This window comes from Streptococcus sp. HMSC034B03 (assembly GCF_001838575.1).
GTDB classification, from domain to species: Bacteria; Bacillota; Bacilli; order Lactobacillales; family Streptococcaceae; genus Streptococcus; species Streptococcus anginosus.
The window spans coordinates 302,153-321,781 of the sequence record NZ_KV837632.1 but is presented as its reverse complement, the minus strand read 5'-3'; the positions used below and the strand labels follow the sequence as shown (position 1 = coordinate 321,781).

19 protein-coding genes are annotated in these 19,629 nt (G+C 37.4%); 12 read left to right on the top strand and 7 right to left on the bottom strand.

Annotated features, from left to right (window positions below; translation table 11 throughout):
- Nucleotides 1–369: 369 nt before the first annotated feature.
- The 3 genes from HMPREF2634_RS06360 (at nucleotide 370) to rpsU (ending at nucleotide 3,647) form a co-directional block, all read left to right on the top strand.
- Nucleotides 370–2,685, top strand: coding sequence for a CAP domain-containing protein (locus HMPREF2634_RS06360; RefSeq protein WP_057489651.1), 2,316 nt, complete (start codon nucleotides 370–372; stop codon nucleotides 2,683–2,685).
- Between the two features lie 250 nt (nucleotides 2,686–2,935).
- Nucleotides 2,936–3,274, top strand: coding sequence for an ATP cone domain-containing protein (locus tag HMPREF2634_RS06355; protein WP_003024641.1), 339 nt, complete (start codon nucleotides 2,936–2,938; stop codon nucleotides 3,272–3,274).
- 196 nt (nucleotides 3,275–3,470) lie between these two features.
- Nucleotides 3,471–3,647 (top strand): 30S ribosomal protein S21, encoded by a 177-nt coding sequence (gene rpsU / locus HMPREF2634_RS06350; RefSeq protein ID WP_000048054.1) that lies wholly within the window; start codon nucleotides 3,471–3,473, stop codon nucleotides 3,645–3,647.
- Between the two features lie 112 nt (nucleotides 3,648–3,759).
- Here the strand turns inward: rpsU and mscL are convergent, their stop codons facing one another.
- Nucleotides 3,760–4,140: a large conductance mechanosensitive channel protein MscL gene (gene mscL, locus HMPREF2634_RS06345; protein ID WP_003024637.1), complete on the bottom strand. Its 381-nt coding sequence runs from the start codon at nucleotides 4,138–4,140 to the stop codon at nucleotides 3,760–3,762.
- A gap of 154 nt (nucleotides 4,141–4,294) precedes the next feature.
- On the opposite strand from mscL, the gene dnaG reads away from it, so the two are divergent.
- The 9 genes from dnaG (at nucleotide 4,295) to HMPREF2634_RS06300 (ending at nucleotide 14,063) form a co-directional block, all read left to right on the top strand.
- Complete coding sequence (dnaG, locus tag HMPREF2634_RS06340; protein ID WP_282187182.1) at nucleotides 4,295–6,070, top strand: DNA primase; 1,776 nt, start codon at nucleotides 4,295–4,297, stop codon at nucleotides 6,068–6,070.
- Between the two features lie 2 nt (nucleotides 6,071–6,072).
- Nucleotides 6,073–7,185 carry an RNA polymerase sigma factor RpoD gene (gene rpoD / locus HMPREF2634_RS06335; RefSeq protein ID WP_003024631.1) on the top strand — a complete coding sequence of 371 codons (1,113 nt, stop codon included), beginning with the start codon at nucleotides 6,073–6,075 and terminating at the stop codon, nucleotides 7,183–7,185.
- 18 nt (nucleotides 7,186–7,203) lie between these two features.
- Entirely contained in the window at nucleotides 7,204–7,533 is a 330-nt protein-coding gene (locus tag HMPREF2634_RS06330; RefSeq protein ID WP_003024629.1) for a metal-sulfur cluster assembly factor, read from the top strand.
- 147 nt (nucleotides 7,534–7,680) lie between these two features.
- Nucleotides 7,681–9,009, top strand: a complete 1,329-nt coding sequence (gene brnQ / locus HMPREF2634_RS06325) for a branched-chain amino acid transport system II carrier protein (protein ID WP_021001660.1) — start codon at nucleotides 7,681–7,683, stop codon at nucleotides 9,007–9,009.
- A gap of 137 nt (nucleotides 9,010–9,146) precedes the next feature.
- Nucleotides 9,147–9,857: a thiol-disulfide oxidoreductase-associated membrane protein CcdA2 gene (gene ccdA2 / locus HMPREF2634_RS06320; protein ID WP_003024626.1), complete on the top strand. Its 711-nt coding sequence runs from the start codon at nucleotides 9,147–9,149 to the stop codon at nucleotides 9,855–9,857.
- A 13-nt stretch (nucleotides 9,858–9,870) separates the two neighbouring features.
- Nucleotides 9,871–10,434 (top strand): redoxin domain-containing protein, encoded by a 564-nt coding sequence (locus HMPREF2634_RS06315; protein WP_003024623.1) that lies wholly within the window; start codon nucleotides 9,871–9,873, stop codon nucleotides 10,432–10,434.
- Between the two features lie 12 nt (nucleotides 10,435–10,446).
- Nucleotides 10,447–11,565, top strand: a complete 1,119-nt coding sequence (msrB, locus tag HMPREF2634_RS06310; protein ID WP_041784110.1) for a peptide-methionine (R)-S-oxide reductase MsrB — start codon at nucleotides 10,447–10,449, stop codon at nucleotides 11,563–11,565.
- A 57-nt stretch (nucleotides 11,566–11,622) separates the two neighbouring features.
- Nucleotides 11,623–12,357 carry a response regulator transcription factor gene (locus HMPREF2634_RS06305; RefSeq protein WP_021001662.1) on the top strand — a complete coding sequence of 245 codons (735 nt, stop codon included), beginning with the start codon at nucleotides 11,623–11,625 and terminating at the stop codon, nucleotides 12,355–12,357.
- Complete coding sequence (locus HMPREF2634_RS06300; RefSeq protein ID WP_021001663.1) at nucleotides 12,354–14,063, top strand: cache domain-containing sensor histidine kinase; 1,710 nt, start codon at nucleotides 12,354–12,356, stop codon at nucleotides 14,061–14,063. Before HMPREF2634_RS06305 ends, HMPREF2634_RS06300 begins: the two co-directional genes overlap by 4 nt.
- A gap of 27 nt (nucleotides 14,064–14,090) precedes the next feature.
- Here the strand turns inward: HMPREF2634_RS06300 and HMPREF2634_RS06295 are convergent, their stop codons facing one another.
- From HMPREF2634_RS06295 to HMPREF2634_RS06270, 6 genes are all read right to left on the bottom strand, one after another.
- Entirely contained in the window at nucleotides 14,091–14,870 is a 780-nt protein-coding gene (locus tag HMPREF2634_RS06295) for an ABC transporter permease (protein WP_021001664.1), read from the bottom strand.
- 2 nt (nucleotides 14,871–14,872) lie between these two features.
- Entirely contained in the window at nucleotides 14,873–15,652 is a 780-nt protein-coding gene (locus tag HMPREF2634_RS06290; RefSeq protein ID WP_021001665.1) for an ABC transporter permease, read from the bottom strand.
- The gene (locus tag HMPREF2634_RS06285) at nucleotides 15,645–16,628 is read right to left on the bottom strand and encodes an ABC transporter ATP-binding protein (RefSeq protein WP_003024609.1); all 984 of its coding nucleotides are present in this window, start codon (nucleotides 16,626–16,628) and stop codon (nucleotides 15,645–15,647) included. Before HMPREF2634_RS06285 ends, HMPREF2634_RS06290 begins: the two co-directional genes overlap by 8 nt.
- 149 nt (nucleotides 16,629–16,777) lie before the next feature.
- Nucleotides 16,778–18,022: an NAD(P)H-dependent oxidoreductase gene (locus HMPREF2634_RS06280; protein ID WP_003024605.1), complete on the bottom strand. Its 1,245-nt coding sequence runs from the start codon at nucleotides 18,020–18,022 to the stop codon at nucleotides 16,778–16,780.
- A gap of 18 nt (nucleotides 18,023–18,040) precedes the next feature.
- Nucleotides 18,041–18,649: an NADPH-dependent FMN reductase gene (locus tag HMPREF2634_RS06275; RefSeq protein WP_003024603.1), complete on the bottom strand. Its 609-nt coding sequence runs from the start codon at nucleotides 18,647–18,649 to the stop codon at nucleotides 18,041–18,043.
- A gap of 19 nt (nucleotides 18,650–18,668) precedes the next feature.
- Nucleotides 18,669–19,598: an FAD:protein FMN transferase gene (locus HMPREF2634_RS06270; protein ID WP_021001667.1), complete on the bottom strand. Its 930-nt coding sequence runs from the start codon at nucleotides 19,596–19,598 to the stop codon at nucleotides 18,669–18,671.
- Between the last annotated feature and the right edge of the window lie 31 nt (nucleotides 19,599–19,629).

The following is a 19,629-nucleotide window of genomic DNA, read 5'->3' as shown; positions in this document are numbered from 1 at the left end:
TTGTACTCTCAAGATTTAAGTAACTGTAAAACGAGGTGTTGGGATAATGGGTGTGGATACAGGTTTTTGTACTCTCAAGATTTAAGTAACTGTAAAACTTAGTAACTCAATTTGGAAGTTTGAAAGAAGTTTTTGTACTCTCAAGATTTAAGTAACTGTAAAACTTTTACATTTCTATAACAAATCGCGGTGATGTTTTTGTACTCTCAAGAAAAACTTAGTATCAAAATTACAGAACTCATTATTGGGCATTGTTTAATGTAAAAGAAATTTAATGAAATAGTTATCTGAGTAATACATTAGCGGAATTGTAATTTAGGTTGAAATGGTTTATAATGAAAAGTAACAAGTATATTAGGAGGTCGTCTAATGGAGAGAAAAATTAAAAAATCAGTAGTTGCGACCGGTTTAGCAGCAACCACTATTATTTCGGGCAGTTTATCACATCAAGTAAATGCTGAAGAAGTAAAAACACAATCTACTGAGCCAAAGACATCTGAAAAAATCACCAAACCAGTTACAGAAACAGATGTTCAATCAGCAAAGATACAAGCCGATGCTGCAAAGGTTCAAACAGATGCTCAGCAAAAAGTTGTAGAGCAAGTCAAAGGAGATGTAAATACTTCAAAGGACGCGGTGGCAGATAGCGAAAAAGCTGTTGCAAATGCTGAGGCAGAAAAGAAAGAAGCAACTCCAGAAGTTATTGAAACCGCAAAAGAAGAAGTGGCGACATCAGAGAAGACGGTTACAACAGAGGAAAATAAAGTTCAAGCAGCAGAGCAGTCTGAAACAAAGGCAAAAGAAGCTGTTAAAAATCAAGAAAATGTTGTTGCAGGGCAACAATCACTTGTTGATGTAGCACAACGTGAATTAGATACAGCAAAAGCTCCGGTTGCAAATGAGCAGCAAGAGCTCAATCAAGCACAAGATGCAGAAAAACAAGCAGAAAAAGATTTAGCAGAAAAGCAAAATAATCTTGCTAAAATGAAGGAAGAAGTTGCTAATCTTCCTAAAGAAATCAATTCAGCGACTGAGCAAGTCAAGCAAAGTGAGCAAAAAGTTGCAGAAAATCAAGCGGCTATTGATCAAAAAGCCGCTGAAGTAGCCCGTGCTGAACAGTCAGCTACCAATAGAAGAAACGTTGATTTAAACAAGGCAACCTATGGTGAATTTTTACAACACGCTAAAACAAATGGAGCCAACCAAGCGATTCGTAATGCAGCTGCTGAAGCACTAGCAACTTATGAAAGAGCTAAACGTGAAGACGGTATTACAGTTGGTTCTGACGCAACAAGTCCAGCAACTTTAGCAAATAACTTAAAAGCGATTGAATTGGTTAGAGCTATCAATGCTTATCGTAGACAAGCTGGATTAAAAGAATTATTGATTGATCCTTACAAGAATCCAGCCAGCCAAGTCCAAACTCTTTATTTTGAAAGAGCAGATTGGCATATGGGCAAATATTTGAGAAATGAAAATGTAGCGATTAGTTTTACTCCGAAAGGAGCCGTTGACTTCTGGCATAAGGAAAAATCTATCTATATGGCTGAGGCAGCTAAGTATGGCTTAACAACTAATGAGCGAAACATTGATTCCAATCAAATTTATACCACCTTACGTAATCGTGGTCAACTTGCTTTCTTCTATAGAGTTGGTCACTATCTTCAAATGATGGATAAAAACTTTAATACCATTTCAGCTGCATATGATAAAGTTCCAAATCAATACAGCAATGTATATGGAACGTCTGAAGTTGGATTCTATAGCGAACATAATTTTAATGCGCGTGTTAATAACGGTACTCTTCTTACTGCAGACGCGTATGAACAAGCAATCCGTAATTTTGCTGATGCTGCAAATGCTGCAAATGCACAAGCAACAGCAGCGAAAAAACAATTAGGCATGTTACGAGCTCAAAGAACGGGTTATGTATCTACTTTAAATATTCAAAAAGCAAAATTAGCAGATCTTCAAAAGTTGGCTGCGAATCGTTCAGCTGCCCTTGCTACTGCGAATGCTGGAGTGATTACAGCTGAAGCGGCCTTGACAAAAGCGAAGCAAAATGTTGTAACAAAAGAAGCTGCTTTGAAGCGCGCAACTGCAACTATTGCATCCAAGTTGGCACCAAAACAAGCAGCATTAGCAAAAGAACAAGGATTACTAGAAACTGCTAAAAATAAATTAGCAGAACTCAAGAAAGTCTTAATTACAGCAGAATTAAATGTTGCCAAGGCAAAAGACGCTTTGCAAGCTAGTCAAGCCAAGCTAAAAGAAGCACAAGATAACTTGGAAAAATTACAAAATGCACCACAAGTACTTGAAGCAGCTCAAAAGGCTCTTCAAGCTGCACAAGCTGACTATGCCTCTAAGGTTAAAACGTTAAAAGATGAAGAAGCAAAACTAGAGATTTCTCGTTCAATTTATACCAAGTTACAAGAAAACTATGAGCAATTGAAAAGTCAACTTCCTCCGAAGGCTCAAAAAGAAACAGATGGAGAAGTACAAAAATTACACTTATCCAGAACTTACCAACCAAAACCATTGTTAGTTAGACAACAAAATACTGGTCAAAAAGTTCTGCCTGCTACAGGTACTAAAGCAGATCAGGTTGCTGCATTAGGTTTGCTACTTGGTTTAGGAACTCTAGCTAGTGCTCGCCGTCGTAAAAGAAATAACGAAGATTAAATAATTGAAGATTTTAGAAAAAATCTAATCTTTCTTCCCACAGGCAAACAACTCTGTTTTCGAGTGTTTGTCTTTTTGATTGAGATGATTAAAATCAACAGTGAAGAAATGATAATAAAATAGAATTTAAATAAAATGTAACTTTTGTCTGATAGATATTTAAAGTATCTATCATTTTGAGAATCAGCACAAAAATAGTATAATAAACTGTATTCTCTTAATGAAACGAATAAAACTAAAGGAGTTTTCTATGCAAGTCATCAAACGTAATGGAGAAGTTACTGATTTTAATCCAGATAAAATTTATCAAGCTATTTTGAAAGCAGCACAAACGGTTTATGTCTTGACAGACGATCTCCGTCAAAATTTAGCGCTTGTAACTAAAAAAGTAGTGTTAGATTTAGAGGAGGCTGGTGTTGAACGAGCTACTATCAGTATGATCCAATCTATGGTAGAAAATCGCCTGTTAGGTGCTGGTTATATCACCATTGCCGAGCATTATATTTCCTACCGCTTGCAACGTGATTTAGACCGGAACGGCTATGGCGATCATATCGCAGTTCATTTGCATTTTGAACAAATTCGATAAATTTGCAGCCTAGATTACAGAATGAAGTAGTTGGCAGATTTTTTGAAAAATTTGCTAAAAATCAACTCTCTTTTAAGTTAATACATATTGCTTGTTCTACAAAAGTTTACCACATTCTCCTAATTTCTAAGACTTGACAAGTGTATTTTAATATGATAAAATTTAAAAGATTTTAAGCTTGAAGGGAGTGAAAAAAATGTCAAAAACCGTAGTACGCAAGAATGAATCCCTTGACGATGCTCTTCGTCGTTTCAAACGTGCGGTTACTAAAGCTGGTACTCTTCAAGAAACACGCAAACGTGAATTCTATGAAAAACCTTCTGTAAAACGTAAACGTAAATCAGAAGCAGCTCGTAAACGTAAAAAATTCTAATAAAAGAAAAAGCAGGATTGAAGTCCTGTTTTTTTGTGGCTATTTCAAAAGAAAAGAGTCTGAGATAAAACACTTCTCAAACTCTTACAATCTTTTAATTTTTCCCTAACCTCTATTTCTTTTCGAGCAAGGCTTTGATTTCTTGAAGAACTTCTAATTCAGTTGGTCCTGCAGCTTCTTCAGCAGTGTCTTCTTCTTTTTTAGTAAGACTTTGCGCTTTTTCAACAGACTTGACGATGAAGAAGAGAACTGTTCCGATGACGAGGAAATTGATAACAGCGCTTAAGAAACTACCGTATGCAATCCCATTCCATTTTAAACCAGCAATTTGTTCTACACCAGCAGCTTTTAAAGCTGGATTGAGAAAGAGTGGAGTAATAACATCTCCAATAAGCGAAGTCACAATAGCTCCAAAAGCATTGGCAATAATAACACCGACCGCCAAATCAATTACATTGCCGCGAAGCAAAAACTCTTTAAGGTCCTTTAACATTTTCTTTTTCCTTTCAAAATACTAAACTATATTATATCCAAAAAAAGGGGAAAGTCAATAAAATGTCTAAAAAATATAGTGAATATTTTACTTTTTGATAAATTTATTATAAAATGTAAATTGTTATTCTATGATAAATTGGGGGTGTTGTCTATTGATTGATAAAGAAATCATTTCTGATATTAAAAATAGCGTCAATATCGTCGAAATCATAGGAGAAGTCGTTGCTCTAACAAAGGCCGGAAGGAATTATTTGGGGCTTTGTCCTTTTCATGGGGAAAAAACTCCATCATTCAATGTAGTAGAAGAAAAACAATTTTATCACTGTTTTGGCTGTGGAAAGTCAGGTGATGTCTTTAAATTTATTGAAGATTATCGTGGTGTTTCTTTTATGGACGCTGTACAAATTGTTGCCGATCGTGCAGGGTTTCCATTAGAAATAGAGCATAGTAGAAAAGAGCTGTCAACACATACACATCCTCATCAAGCACTTTATGATATTCATGCAGAAGCTGCAAGGTTTTACCATGCAGTATTGATGACAACAAAGATAGGAGAAGAAGCACGTTCTTATCTTTATGAACGTGGCTTAACAGATGAGGTTATCAAGCATTTTCAAATTGGTTTAGCGCCCAATGAAAATAACTATCTTTATAAAAGTGTTAGTGGAAAGTTTGATGAGCAAGTCATTATGAATTCTGGTTTGTTCAACTTAGCTGATAACAATTTGGTTTATGACGCCTTTCAAAATCGGATTATGTTTCCATTGACAAATGATAAAGGACAAGTCATTGCTTTTTCAGGTCGTATTTGGCAACCAAGCGATATAGAGCAGAAAGTCGCGAAGTATAAAAATAGTCGCAGTACACCGATTTTCAATAAAAGCTATGAGTTGTATCATCTGGACAAGGCCAAAGCGACTATCAAGAAAAGTCACGAAATTTACTTAATGGAAGGCTTTATGGATGTTATAGCCGCTTATCGTGCTGGAATTGAAAATGCTGTAGCATCTATGGGGACAGCATTGACGCATGAGCATGTGGAGCATCTTCGTAAGTTCGCAAAGAAAATTATTTTAACGTACGATGGTGACAAAGCAGGACAAGCAGCGACAGCAAAAGCTCTGAATGAATTGCATAATTTATCAGTTGAAATTGTCAGGATTCCTGATAATATGGATCCGGATGAATTTATCAAAAAAAATTCTGCTGATGATTTACAAAATTTACTGACTAAAACACGAATTAGTGATATAGAGTTTCTTTTGAACTATCTGAAGCCAGATAATATCGAAAACTTGCAAGCTCAAATTGAATTTGTTGAACAAATGTCTCAGCTGATTTCACAGGTTCAATCAATCACTGCACAAAATTCCTATATTTATATGTTAGCTGAATTGTTACCTGATTTTGACTACCAGCAGGTGGAGCAAGCTGTTAATAATCATCGTTTAGTAAATAGAAGAGAGCAACAACAGCAATCGCATCAACAAGTGTCAAGACTTGACATTCCGATAACACGGCAAGTATCACGGCTAATTAAGGCAGAGAGTCATCTTCTGCAGCGGATGATTGATAATCCTGTAATTTTAAATGATTATCGTTTGAGGAAAGATTTTCATTTCGCAACAGTAGAATTGCAGACTTTGTACGATATTTTAAAAACAAATGGCGAGGTAACGCCACAAGATTTGTCTGAGCAAAATGATTCGGTACAGCAAGCTTGGTATCGGGTCTTAGAAGAAAATCTACCAGAGGAAGTTTCTGAGCAGGAACTGATTGAAGTGGAGCAAACGCGAGATAAGGAATTGCTTCGCAAAGAAAATCAATTGATTGGTAAAAAAGTCCGTGAAGCATCTCATAGTGGGGATGCAGATACGGCATTAGAAGAGCTAGAGCGATTTATTGCTCAAAAAAGGAGAATGGAGTAGGAATGGCTACAAAACAAAAAGAAGTAACAACTTTTGATGTTCAAGTTGCAGAATTTATTCGCAACCATAAAAAAACTGGTACAGCAACCGATGATGAAATCAATGATCGGCTAGTCATTCCATTTACTTTGGAAGCTGATGGCATTGAAGATCTTCTTCAACGGATTCAGGACGCAGGGATTGCTATTACGGATAAAGAGGGCAACCCAAGTGAACGGGTTTTAAATACAGAGGAAGAAGAAGCTGAATTAACAGATGAGGAGTTGCTTGGTAGCAATTCTGCTAAAGTGAACGACCCTGTCCGTATGTATTTAAAGGAAATTGGTGTTGTTCCGTTATTGACCAATGAAGAAGAGCAAGAATTAGCTGTTCTTGTGGAGCAAGGCGACTTAGAAGCGAAACAACGTTTGGCAGAAGCTAATTTGCGGTTGGTTGTCTCTATTGCTAAGCGCTATGTTGGACGCGGCATGCAGTTTCTTGACTTGATTCAAGAAGGCAATATGGGATTGATGAAAGCCGTTGACAAGTTTGACTATACCAAAGGTTTCAAATTTTCGACCTATGCCACTTGGTGGATTCGTCAAGCGATTACTCGTGCGATTGCTGACCAAGCGCGTACGATTCGGATTCCGGTTCACATGGTTGAGACAATCAATAAATTAGTGCGGGAGCAACGAAATCTTTTGCAAGAATTGGGACAAGATCCAACGCCAGAACAAATTGCTGAGCGCATGGATATGACACCAGATAAAGTTCGTGAAATTTTGAAGATTGCCCAGGAGCCGGTCTCTCTTGAAACTCCAATTGGAGAAGAAGATGATAGTCATCTTGGCGATTTCATTGAGGATGAAGTGATTGAAAATCCAGTTGATTACACAACACGTATTGTCCTACGTGAGCAATTAGACGAGGTTCTTGATACATTAACAGACCGTGAAGAAAATGTACTACGTTTGCGTTTCGGTCTAGATGATGGTAAAATGCGTACGCTGGAAGATGTTGGAAAAGTCTTTAACGTGACTCGTGAACGGATTCGACAAATTGAGGCCAAAGCCCTACGCAAATTGCGTCATCCAAGTCGTAGCAAGCCACTTCGTGACTTTATTGAAGATTAGTAGACAAAAGGAGGCACCATGGCATACACAAACGAACAAATTGATGATATTAAAAATCGTATCTTGGAAAGTTTGGAACAAGTTATTGACCCTGAATTAGGAATTGATATTGTAAATCTTGGTTTGATTTATGAAATTCGGTTCAATGGTGAAAATGGTGAGACGCAGATTGATATGACCTTAACAACAATGGGATGCCCGCTGGCTGACTTATTAACTGATCAGATTCATGATGCGATGTCAGATGTACCTGAAGTGAGCAAAGTAGAAGTGAGACTGGTGTGGTATCCAGCATGGACTGTGGATAAAATGAGTCGCTACGCACGCATCGCCCTAGGGATTAAATAAGAATATGGCAGCATGACTTGATTATGCTGCTTTTGTTTTGCTCAAACATTCAGAATTTGTGCAATATTTTAACTTTATATCACTTGAAGTATTGTAAGAATCTGTTATAATAGTTGAACATACTGAATTTTAGAAAAGGGAGAGAAGATGGTTAAAAAAGGAGCACTGACAGGATTACTCTTGTTTGGAATATTTTTCGGCGCAGGGAATTTAATCTTTCCGCCAACTTTAGGAGCTTTGTCTGGCGAACACTTCTGGTCAGCGATTGCAGGATTTGTGCTTTCAGGAGTTGGAATTGCTATTTTAACATTGATTATCGGTACTTTAAATCCCAAAGGCTATGTTTACGAAATTTCTAAAAAGGTTTCTCCTTGGTTTGCGACCAGTTACTTGGTAGTTCTGTATCTAGCGATTGGTCCATTTTTTGCCATTCCTCGGACGGCAACGACTTCTTATGAAGTTGGGATTGCACCATTGCTTTCGAGTAATATGACTGGATTAGGACTTATTATTTTTACAATCTTGTATTTTGTGGCTGCTTACTTGATTTCATTAAATCCTTCCAAAATTTTGGATCGGATTGGTCGGATTTTGACTCCTGTGTTTGCCATTTTGATTGTCATTCTAGTCATTTTAGGAGCGATAAAATATGGAGCAGCTGCACCGCAAGATGCTAGCACGGAATACGCAAAAGCAGCTTTTGGAACTGGCTTTCTTGAAGGGTATAATACGCTTGATGCACTTGCCTCTGTTGCTTTTAGCGTTATCGCTGTGCAAACATTGAACCAACTCGGCTTTGCTAATAAAAAAGAATATATCTCAACGATTTGGATTGTTGGAATTGTTGTTGCATTGGGATTTAGTGCGCTTTATATTGGATTAGGATTTCTTGGAAATCATTTCCCAATTCCGACTGATGTAATGGCTTCTGATGCCAATAAAGGAGTTTATGTCTTATCTCAAGCTACACAAGCTATTTTTGGTCCGACAGCACAGATTTTCCTTGCAGCCATGGTAACAGTGACCTGCTTTACGACTACGGTTGGTTTGATTGTTTCAACATCAGAATTTTTCAATAAAACCTTTCCTAAAATCAGCTACAAAACTTTTGCAACAGTCTTTACCTTGATTGGATTTGCAATTGCAAATCTTGGTTTGGGAGCGATTATTCAGTATTCAGTTCCTGTCTTGCAAATTTTGTACCCGATTACCATTGCGATTGTAATGATTGTGATTGTCAATAAGTTTCTTGCCTTATCTAAGATTGGAATGCAGCTAACGGTAGCAGTTGTAACAATTATTGCCTTTGCGAATATTATTGGCTCGCAATTTAAATTGACTAGTGTGAGTAATTTAATCAATGCTTTGCCATTTGCACAAGCTTCAATTCCTTGGCTGGTACCGACGATTGTTGGGATTGTGTTATCTTTGTTTTTGCCAAATAAACAAAAAAGTGACACATTTGAAATGGAATAATTAAAAACATCTATCACGAAAAGTGATAGTTTTTTTATGACCATATCAAATTCAAGTTTTTACAAATCGTATCCTATATTTTTAAATAGTGAGCCAGTGTATACTTTTCTTAGAAAGAAAATGAGGAGGAAAAGATAATGATATCTATTGTGTTTTTGATTTCTGTATTTCTAGCGGGAATTTTATCATTTTTCTCGCCTTGTATATTGCCATTGCTGCCTGTATATGTTGGTATTTTATTGGATACAGATGAACCAAGAACAATCACTATTTTTGGAAAGAAGATTGCTTGGTACGGAATTATAAAAACACTATTTTTCATTGCAGGATTGTCCGTAGTCTTTTTAATTCTTGGATATGGCGCTGGCTTTTTGGGAAAAGTTCTCTATACAGAGTGGTTCCGCTATGTATTAGGAGCAATTGTTATTTTGCTCGGTGTTCATCAAATGGAACTGATCAATTTTAAGCTACTACAACGACAGAAAAGTGTTCAATTAAAAAAAGATAAAAATAGAAATGATTTTTACAATGCTTTCTTGCTAGGTGTGACCTTTAGCTTTGGTTGGACACCTTGTGTAGGTCCTGTTTTGAGTTCTGTTCTCGCAATTGCAGCTTCTGGTGGTAATGGAGCAGTACAAGGTGGCTTCCTCATGTTAGTTTATACCCTTGGTCTTGCTATCCCATTTCTCATTTTGGCGCTTGCCTCTTCTATTGTTTTACGCCATTTTGGGAAAATAAAACCTTATATGGGACTACTAAAGAAAATTGGCGGGTTACTTATCATCTTGATGGGAATTTTACTTATGCTGGGAAATCTTAATGTTCTAGCTTCAATATTTGGTGGATAAAAGGAGGAATCTCATGAAAAAAACAATGTTAGTCATCACAGGTCTTGTTTGTGTTGCTCTGTTGGGTGCCTGTGGAAATCAAAAATCAGCTAGTGGAACTAAGTCTGGACACGGACAATTTACAAATAAAACGACAGCTACAAAGTTGAATCAAGGCGAAGCAGCTCCTGATTTTGAACTAAAAGGAGTTGACGGGAAAACTTATAAATTGTCAGATTTCAAAGGAAAGAAAGTTTATCTCAAATTTTGGGCATCTTGGTGTTCTATCTGCTTATCTACATTAAAGGATACTGATGAGTTAGCTAAAAATGCTGGGAAAGACTATGTAGTTTTGACGGTTGTTTCACCGGGGCATGTTGGTGAAAAATCTGAAGCAGATTTTAAAAACTGGTATGAGAAATTAAATTATAAACATTTACCTGTTTTACTAGATCCTAGTGGTAAACTATTGGAACAATATGGTGTTCGTTCCTATCCGACAGCTGCATTTATTGGAAGCGATGGAAAATTGGTAAAAACTCGTCCTGGACTTATTAAAAAAGCAGAAATTGAATCAACTCTTAAAAGCATTAAATAGGAGGGGAGGATGATGGATCATAAAATGAAATGGTTATTATTTGGTGGAGCAGTCCTGCTGGTTTTAGGTTTATTTGTGCTAGGAAGTCGCATGATGCCAACCCTTAAAAATCAATCTGCTATTAATCAGATTAAAGAAGCAGCTGTTAGCCAGGCTGAACCGGTCAAGCAAAAGAAAGCGGACTTGAAAAATGCAAATTTAAAGCATATCTATTTGGCAGGAGGTTGCTTCTGGGGGGTGGAAGAATATTTCTCACGAGTAGATGGGGTGGTTGATGCAGTCTCTGGTTATGCTAATGGCACTAGCGAAACCACAAAATACGAACTAATCTCGCAGACAAAACATGCAGAAACGGTTCATGTAACCTATGATGCCAATAAAATCTCTTTAAGAGAAGTCTTGCTACATTATTTTAGAATCATTGATCCGCTCAGCAAAAATAAGCAAGGCAATGATCGTGGAGTGCAATATCGTACAGGCGTGTATTATAAAGATCAGGCTGATGTAGAAACGATTGACAAAGTCTTTGACGAGCAGAAAGAAAAATTTAAAGAGCCATTGGCGGTCGAAAAACAACCATTAAAACATTTTATTAAGGCTGAAGAGTACCACCAAGATTATTTAAAGAAAAATCCAAATGGCTATTGCCATATCAATGTTAAGCAAGCTTCTTATCCAGTCATTGATGCTTCCAAATATAAAAAACCTAGTGATGCAGAGATTAAAAAGAAACTATCTGATGAAGAATATGCTGTAACACAAAAAAATGATACTGAGCGTGCTTTTTCTAATCGCTATTGGGATAAGTTTGATGCAGGAATCTATGTCGATGTTGTAACAGGTGAGCCACTTTTCTCTTCCAAAGATAAATTTGAGTCTGGTTGTGGTTGGCCTAGCTTCACACGTCCAATCAGTCCAGATGTAGCGACTTATAAAGAAGATAAGAGTTTTAATATGACTCGAACAGAGGTGCGAAGTCGTGTTGGAAATTCTCATCTAGGGCATGTCTTTACGGACGGACCAAAAGATAAGGGCGGACTTCGCTACTGTATCAACAGTTTAGCCATTCATTTCATTTCGAAAGACCAAATGGAAAGTAAAGGCTACGGTTATTTATTAAACTATGTGTAACAGCAATTTTCACAGAAATTTGCTATAATGAGTTTAATAAATAATAGGGGTGCGCTAGTGTATTCAATTATGATTGTAGAAGATGAATACCTTGTTCGGCAAGGTATTTCGTCTTTAGTAGATTTTGAAACATTTGATATGGAAGTTATGGATGAGGCTGAAAACGGCTTGGATGCTTGGGAAAAGATACAGCTTGCACAGCCTGATATTGTCTTGACAGACATCAATATGCCACATATAAACGGGATTAAACTAGCTCAATTAGTCAAAGAACAATATCCTTCTGTTCATATTATCTTTTTAACGGGCTATGATGACTTCGATTACGCTTTATCAGCAGTAAAATTAGGTGCTGACGATTATTTACTAAAGCCGTTTTCGCGGGAAGATGTGGAAACGATGTTGTTTAAAGTCAAAGAGAAATTGGACAAGGAGCGAAAGCAGCAGCAAGTTCATGAACTGGTTGAGCAAGCAGAATTTTCTGATTTAGAACAAGCAATTCATGATCGTTTGACCGATACAGAATTGTCTCTTAAATCACTCGCTTTTCAACTAGGGTTTAGTCCGTCTTATTTGAGTGTTCTCATCAAAAAAGAGCTAGGCTTGCCATTTCAGGATTACTTAATTCAAGAACGGATGAAGAAAGCAAAATTACTGCTTTTGACAACTGACTTGAAGGTTTATGAAATTGCAGATCAAGTCGGCTTTGAAGATATGAACTATTTTTCTCAACGCTTCAAGCAAATTGTTGGAGTAACACCGCGGCAGTTTAAACGAGGAGAAGGGCGATGAAACGATATTCGCTTCTGATTCAGTTAGTGATTTATGTTTTTATTATGATTTTAGCTCTTTTGGGAATTGTCGGTGGGATTTATTATCAGACTAGTTCGGTTGCTATTCGCCAGACAACTGAGCAAAATACACGCAAGACCATTCAGCAAAGTGGTCAGTTTATCACTTCTTATTTACAAAAAGTTAAACAGACAACGAGTAGTTTGGCTGAAAATGAGAAAATAAAGACATATGCACAAACACCAAGCCAAGAAAACGCTGAACAACTTCGGCAATTATTCGCAACGATTTTAAAAACAGATTCGGATTTGGTATCTGCTATTTTGGTAACAAAAGACGGAAATCTCATATCAACAGATCCTGAATTAACCATGAAGACATCCGCTGATATGATGAAAGAAAAATGGTATCAGGATGCTATCCATAAAGGTGCTATGCCGATTTTGACACCAGCACGAAGAACCATCAGTCATACAACTGGTGAAAAATGGGTGATTTCAATCATGCAGGAAGTTGTAGATAAAGATGGTAAAAATCTAGGGGTTGTTCGCTTAGATATTGGATACAAGACGTTGGAAGCTTATTTAGATCAACTACAGTTAGGAAAAGAGGGATTTACCTTTATCGTCGATTCCAATCATGACTTTGTCTATCATCCAAAGAAAACAGTTTATTCATCCGCTACTGAAATGCGTGCGATGGCGCCCTATATTGCTGCAAAAAATGGTTATGTAAAATCAAAGCAGGCCTACGTATCTCAGTACCAAATTCCACATAGTGACTGGACCTTGATTGGGGTTTCTTCAATGGAACAATTGCATGCAGTTCAAACACAGATTTTGTGGTCTTTTATTGGAACAGGGTTGTTTGCTTTGGGTGTTTGTCTAATAGGGATTTGGTTTGTGCTTCGGCTTTGGATTAAGCCTTTGCGAGATTTACAAGCAACCATTTTAAAGGTTGGAAGCGGGCATTCAGATTTGAGGGCTAATGAAACCGGCTCTCCTGAATTAGTTGATTTGGCAAGACAATTTAATATTATGTTAGACCGGATTGATCAATTGATGATTGCAGTCAAAGAAGAGGAACAAAATGTCAGAAGATATGAATTGCAGGCGCTTTCCAGCCAAATCAACCCGCATTTTCTTTACAATACGTTAGATACAATTGTATGGATGGCAGAATTTAATGACAGCAAGCGTGTGGTAGAAGTCACAAAATCACTGGCTAAGTATTTCCGTTTAGCTTTGAACCAAGGACATGAACAAATTTCTCTTAAAGATGAAATTGACCACGTGCGTCAGTATCTCTTTATTCAAAAACAGCGCTATGGTGAGAAATTGCAATATGAGATTAAAGAGTTGAAGCAATATGATGACTACAAAATTCCAAAATTAATTTTGCAGCCTTTGGTTGAGAACGCCATTTACCATGGTATCAAAGAAATGAATCGTCAAGGGAGGATTCGAGTTAGCGTTTCTGAAAATGACACGCAGCTCATCGTTTCAATTTATGACAATGGTCGTGGCTTTGTCGCCAGCGAAACTACAAATGCTACACTCGTTCGCTTGGGTGGTGTCGGTTTGAAGAATGTTAATCAGCGTTTGCAATTACAATTTGGTAAATCCTATCACATGGAAATTAAATCTGAAGAAAATACTTATACGGAGATTCGTCTCTATTTTCCAAGGGCAAATAAAACCAACTGATGAAAGATTTCAGTTGTTTTTTAATATTTAATTCCCAACACTGGAGAATTTTTTCATGCCGTATTTGAATAGAGCGTAGTTGATAGTAAAAATAACAAGTAGGACTAAAGGAAGTAGCAAACCAATCCAGCTTAGATTTAAAAAATAAAGAGCTGGAAAAAAAGAAGTAAAAGCATAAGGAAATACAAAAATTAGTATCAATTGGATAAAGGTTGGGTAAATTTTGATAGGGTATTGTGCCATTTGATTGAGGGAGAAAATCCCCATTGTGATAGGGAAAGATTCGACAATCCAAAAAGCAAGAGCAGTAGGTCCTAATTGAATAGCGGCATAGAGTAAACCAATACAAATACAGATAAAGACAAAGAGAAGTAGATGAAAAATGTTCCAATGCAGTCCGAGTAAATGATAGGCTTGATAAGTTGCAATAGCTCCCATTAGTGTTGTGCCAAATCCTTGTAGCTGCACGCGTTCATAAATTAGCTGAAAAAGAGGATTGATAGGCATGATAAGCAGGCGTTCAAACTCACCTTTGCGAATATAGCGGCTTCCAAACATCCAAAGATTGTCAAAGAAAATCAGGTGAACTGAACGTCCGATAGTTGCCATTCCATAAATAAATAGCATTTGTCCATAGTTGAATCCAGCAATTTCCTTGATATTTGCAAATAATACATTTAAAAAGATTAAATAAACAATCTGTTCAATCAAAGAAGAAATAAGTCCAATAAAGAAGTCCATCCTATAAGACATACTAGCAATCAAGTAAGCTTTGAGGTTATAAAAATAAATGCTGATGTATTTCATCTTCAACCTCCTAAAATAACTAAACGACGTTTAGCTTGATACCAAAGAAAAGTAATGAAAGCTGAAAGTATCGGAATCCAAGCCAATTGAATCCAGAAGAGTTCAAAATTAACCTGTCTTTTCAAAAGGATATTGACCGGAAAATTAACAGCAAAGCTATAAGGTAATAGTTTCAAAATGTTTGCAATATTTTCTGGATAAAAACTTAGTGGCAAAAGCGCTCCTGAAGCGAGTGAAAAAAGCCCGTTTCTGAGAATCAAAATTCCCCAAGTATTTGCCGTGAAGAAGGCTGTTAAGCTAAATCCTAAATCTAACAGGAGGATGATAAACATTCCTAATAAACTAGAAAATAGGAAAAGCAATCCTGTCTGCCAATTTGGAAGATAAAGCTGTCCTTGAAGCAAAGGGATAACTAATAAAATTGGAACGAATTTGACAATTTCAACGATTTTGACAGCAAAGTCTTGGAAAAAGAGAGAAGTAATGAGGGAATAAGGATAGAGTAGCTCGCCAGTAATATTCCCATCAACAATCATTATAGACAAATCCCGTCCAATGCTGAAACTATTTAGATTTCCTAGTAGATTTGCAAATATAATATAGGTAGTGAACGTTTCTAAAGTATAACCATTAACGTGAGATTGAGTGAAAAAAATGGTTTTCCAAACGAAAATAGAGACCAGCACTTGTATGAAAGTACGAATCAGGGTCGCGACAAAGAAAGATTTATATTGAAGTTGCGTAATAAGAGCTAATCGTGTGATATGAATATATTTACTCATCAAGCCCCTCCTCATAAATTTGTTTGACGATATTTTCAATTGTCAATTCTTTGATAGCTAGGTCTTCGATTGAATAATGCTCAAAAATCTGATTGATAACTTGGGCATTAGTATAAATATCCGTCTGATAATGAATATTGAAATGATAAGAGTCAATTTTCTCAAAACGAAAACCATTGATTTGGAACAGCTCTTCTATTGGCGTTTGCGTTTTGAAAGAAATGGTTTTAATTGTTGAAAACTTTTCTCTTAATTGCGTCAGACTTCCGTCATAAACCTTTTTGCCCTTATCAATAATGAAAATTCGTTTGCAGAGCGACTCAATATCCTGCATATCATGAGACGTAATGAGGAAAGTTGTCTGATACTCTTTATTCATAAAGCGAATGAAAGAGCGGATGGTTTCTTTTACACTGGCATCAAGACCGATTGTAGGTTCATCCAAGAAAACAACGGCAGGTTGATGAATGAATATAGCAGCAAATTCGCAGCGAACTCGTTGCCCGAGCGAAAGATTACGAACAGGCTGGTGAATAAAATCTCCTAGCTGCAACAGCTCAATTAATTGCTCCAAGCGTTCCTCAAAAACTTTATCAGGAACGTCATAGATTTTCGCATGCAAAATAAAAGATTCCAGCACAGGGATATCCCAACGTAAATGTGATTTTTGTCCGAATAAAACGCCAATCTGCTTATTGACTGCTGTGCGATGTTTCTGTGGGGTAAGTCCATTAATTTTAACACTGCCTCGATCTGGATAAAGAACACCTGTCAGCATTTTTATAGTCGTGGACTTTCCGCTTCCATTCGAACCAATATAACCAACAATTTCACCTTTTTGAACCGTTAATGAAATATTCTGTACAGCGTGAATTTGTTTTTTCTTAGGGTGAAAAAAGGCTTTGATAGAACCTTTAAGGCCTAATTCTTTCTCGACAATACTATATGTCTTATATAATTGATTTGCTTCAATCATCATTATCTCCTTGTGGCAGAAAACGTTTGCGTATATTCATTATTATAACAAGTTCACGAAATCTGTGCAAGTGAATCTTATGGAATGATCTTTTACACAGAAAAAAGGATGAGACAAAATTGCTCAACCTTTTCTTTGATTTCTTCAAATCAATGACTGGAAGCAGCAGAAGTAGCATCTGCCTCACCCGTACTCTCGCTGTGACTACCTGTATCCGAAGCACCGGAAGTTGCATCAGCTTTAGCCTGTCCTCCTGCAGGAGCGAATGGGCCGCTTCCGCCAACTAGCTGCTGACCTGTTGTTTCCAAGTACCATTCCAGCCATGGTCTGAAATTAAAGACAATTTCATTGATCCCAGCGTAAGAGCCGTCTGGATAGTACATGGCCTGATAATTGTGTGTATTTAAAACTGGTGAATGCGGATTTGGAATCAGGGTGCGGACATATTCTTGATTGCCGTTACGCAAGGTTCCGACCACCCACTCTACATTTTTCATTCTGCCAGCCGGAAGTGAATTGTGAACCGTTGATAGGCGGTTTCCTGACTGAGATGGTACACGTTTTGCCAGCATGGTATCAGGGTCTTGATGTGCATTGTTGTAGTAGAGGAATTGGTTGTTGTCATCGGCGTAAGTCAGTTCAAAAGGCATGGATTTCAAGAACATATTGATCTGATCCACCGTTAAAATACCGTGGTCTAGTTTTACATAGGTATCTCCTGAGACAGCGCCCACCATGGCAGCGGCTTTTTCAACCCATTCAGGATCATCTGGGTCAATGCCTTGAATCGTTGTTGCGATAGGTTTGGTAACATCTAAATCTTCTGGTTCAATTGGTTTTGGTTTTTTCAATTTTGAAACGACCTCTACATATTTCATGAAATTATCCAAGCAGGTTTCAAGGAATTTGACGGTTCCTTCGTTGGTAATATTTCCCTCATCGTCAAAGGCTTCTTTGGCTTTTCCAAGCAGAAATTCATTTCCGGGAAGAGTATAAGCATTGACACCTGGTGCGTCAAGAATTTTGCGTAAATGGACCTGTGCGCGCGAAGTTCCTTGATCGTAGTAAGAAGCGCCCACAATCATGACAGGCTTGTTTTCAAATGGATGAACTTCAAATGACAGCCACTCAAGCACGCTTTTCAGAGCGGCGGTAATGGTATGGTTGTGCTCAGGTGTTGCGATAATGACTCCGTCTGCACGGGTAATTTTGTTGTATAGGAGGCGAAGCTGGAAAGATTCGTCCCATTTTTCGTCTTGATTAAACATCGGAACTTCATCAATTTCCAAGACTTCCAATTCAAATTTTAGTTTAAAATGCCTTCTGATAAATTCCAGTAATTTACGATTATACGATTGCTCTGCATTTGAGCCTACAATTCCTACAAATTTCATTATGTCATTCTCCTTTGCTTACAAGTTTTCCCAGTCAAAGTTTTCAGCTTCTTTGTGCAATAATTCCTGTGCGCTGGATAGTTTCTCGGTAATTTTCACAAAAAGGCGGAAATCATCAAAGAGTGCATCTAATTTCTGAATAGTTTCAAGGTCGATGAGATTGCCTTCTTTATCAAATGCCTGCAGAGAGTGCGACAGCAAAAATTCAGAGCCAGGCATGACGGAAGCTTTCAACTCAGGGGCATCCAAAATCTGGCGAAGCTGTAACTGTGCACGAGACGAACCCAAGGTTCCAAAGGAAGCACCTGTAATCATCACGGGTTTATTGAGCAATGGGTAAATGCCGTAAGACAACCAAGCCAGAGCACTCATGAGCGAAGCTGGGGTAGAGTGGTCGTATTCAGGCGTTCCGATAATGACCCCGTCAGCCGCTTCGATCTTTTCAGCAATTTCCGTTACAATAGCTGGAAGTTTTTTGTCTGCGGGTTTATTGAAAATGGGAATATCTTTGATTTCCACTAGTTCAATTTCTGCTTTATCCGCAAAATGTTTTTGCATATATTGTAATAGTTGGCGATTGGTGGAACGTTTTGAATTTGTGCCAACTAAACCGATGAGTTTTAACATAATTATTTCCTTTCCGATATTAAAATAGCAATTCTGGTTTTAAACCAGAAGAATAGAATAATTGATCTTCTTTTGTAATCCCTAACGCTTCAATCTGTTCTTCTTTTTCGACTTGTTCTAGAATGGACGATGGGCTTTCGCCAAATAATCGGGTTGTCCAAATTTCACCGTCTACAGAGCGATTAGACACAATCGTTAAACTAGCGACATCTGTCTCCACAGGATAACCTGTCTTACCATCAAGAATATGGTGATAGGTTTGCCCTTGTTTTTCAAAGGTTCGCTCATAAATTCCCGAAGTCACAACGGATTGATTTACGATAGGAAGAAGAGCCAGATTATTCCCGCGGGTTAATTTGGGATGCTGGATTCCAATCCGCCAAGGACGCTTAGAAACTTGGTTAATTCCTAGGGTTAATACATTCCCGCCTAGATTGATGAGAGCAGAAGTCACGCCTTTATTTTTTAAGAACTCCATCACTTTATCAGCAATATAGCCTTTTGCAAGTGCTCCAAGGTCAATTTTCATTCCTTCTTTTGCCAAAAAAACACTAGAAGAAGCAGAATCGAGTTTAATAAAAGTAGGTTCTATTAAAGAAAGGCAATATTTGATTTCTTCCAGCTGAGGCACTTTGGCGTCTGGAAAACCAATTCGCCACGTTTGTACAAGTGGACCGATAGTAATATTCAAGTGACTATTTTGAGCTAAACTATGCTGTTTTCCTAGCTCAATTAGCTCAAACAAATCAGGATGCACCTGAACCCATTGTTTTCCAGCTTGATGGTTGATTTTCATCAACTCCGAAGCATCATCATTTGCACTAAAGCGTTTTTCATAAAGAAAAAGGAGCTGAACGACCTCGTCAAGTAACAAGTCTGCCTGATGATGAAGAATCAAAATTGTAATCGTCGTTCCCATTAATTGAATAGAACGAGAGCTGAAGTCCACCACATTACCTCCTTTCTATAGATTAAATACA

What these genes read in the sequence shown, in the direction of transcription:
- HMPREF2634_RS06360 (WP_057489651.1), top strand. Translation starts at nt 370, where the DNA reads ATGGAGAGAAAAATTAAAAAATCAGTAGTTGCGACCGGTTTAGCAGCA.
- HMPREF2634_RS06355 (WP_003024641.1), top strand. Translation starts at nt 2,936, where the DNA reads ATGCAAGTCATCAAACGTAATGGAGAAGTTACTGATTTTAATCCAGAT.
- rpsU (WP_000048054.1), top strand. Translation starts at nt 3,471, where the DNA reads ATGTCAAAAACCGTAGTACGCAAGAATGAATCCCTTGACGATGCTCTT.
- mscL (WP_003024637.1), bottom strand. Translation starts at nt 4,140, where the DNA reads ATGTTAAAGGACCTTAAAGAGTTTTTGCTTCGCGGCAATGTAATTGAT.
- rpoD (WP_003024631.1), top strand. Translation starts at nt 6,073, where the DNA reads ATGGCTACAAAACAAAAAGAAGTAACAACTTTTGATGTTCAAGTTGCA.
- HMPREF2634_RS06330 (WP_003024629.1), top strand. Translation starts at nt 7,204, where the DNA reads ATGGCATACACAAACGAACAAATTGATGATATTAAAAATCGTATCTTG.
- brnQ (WP_021001660.1), top strand. Translation starts at nt 7,681, where the DNA reads ATGGTTAAAAAAGGAGCACTGACAGGATTACTCTTGTTTGGAATATTT.
- ccdA2 (WP_003024626.1), top strand. Translation starts at nt 9,147, where the DNA reads ATGATATCTATTGTGTTTTTGATTTCTGTATTTCTAGCGGGAATTTTA.
- HMPREF2634_RS06315 (WP_003024623.1), top strand. Translation starts at nt 9,871, where the DNA reads ATGAAAAAAACAATGTTAGTCATCACAGGTCTTGTTTGTGTTGCTCTG.
- msrB (WP_041784110.1), top strand. Translation starts at nt 10,447, where the DNA reads ATGGATCATAAAATGAAATGGTTATTATTTGGTGGAGCAGTCCTGCTG.
- HMPREF2634_RS06300 (WP_021001663.1), top strand. Translation starts at nt 12,354, where the DNA reads ATGAAACGATATTCGCTTCTGATTCAGTTAGTGATTTATGTTTTTATT.
- HMPREF2634_RS06295 (WP_021001664.1), bottom strand. Translation starts at nt 14,870, where the DNA reads ATGAAATACATCAGCATTTATTTTTATAACCTCAAAGCTTACTTGATT.
- HMPREF2634_RS06290 (WP_021001665.1), bottom strand. Translation starts at nt 15,652, where the DNA reads ATGAGTAAATATATTCATATCACACGATTAGCTCTTATTACGCAACTT.
- HMPREF2634_RS06285 (WP_003024609.1), bottom strand. Translation starts at nt 16,628, where the DNA reads ATGATTGAAGCAAATCAATTATATAAGACATATAGTATTGTCGAGAAA.
- HMPREF2634_RS06280 (WP_003024605.1), bottom strand. Translation starts at nt 18,022, where the DNA reads ATGAAATTTGTAGGAATTGTAGGCTCAAATGCAGAGCAATCGTATAAT.
- HMPREF2634_RS06275 (WP_003024603.1), bottom strand. Translation starts at nt 18,649, where the DNA reads ATGTTAAAACTCATCGGTTTAGTTGGCACAAATTCAAAACGTTCCACC.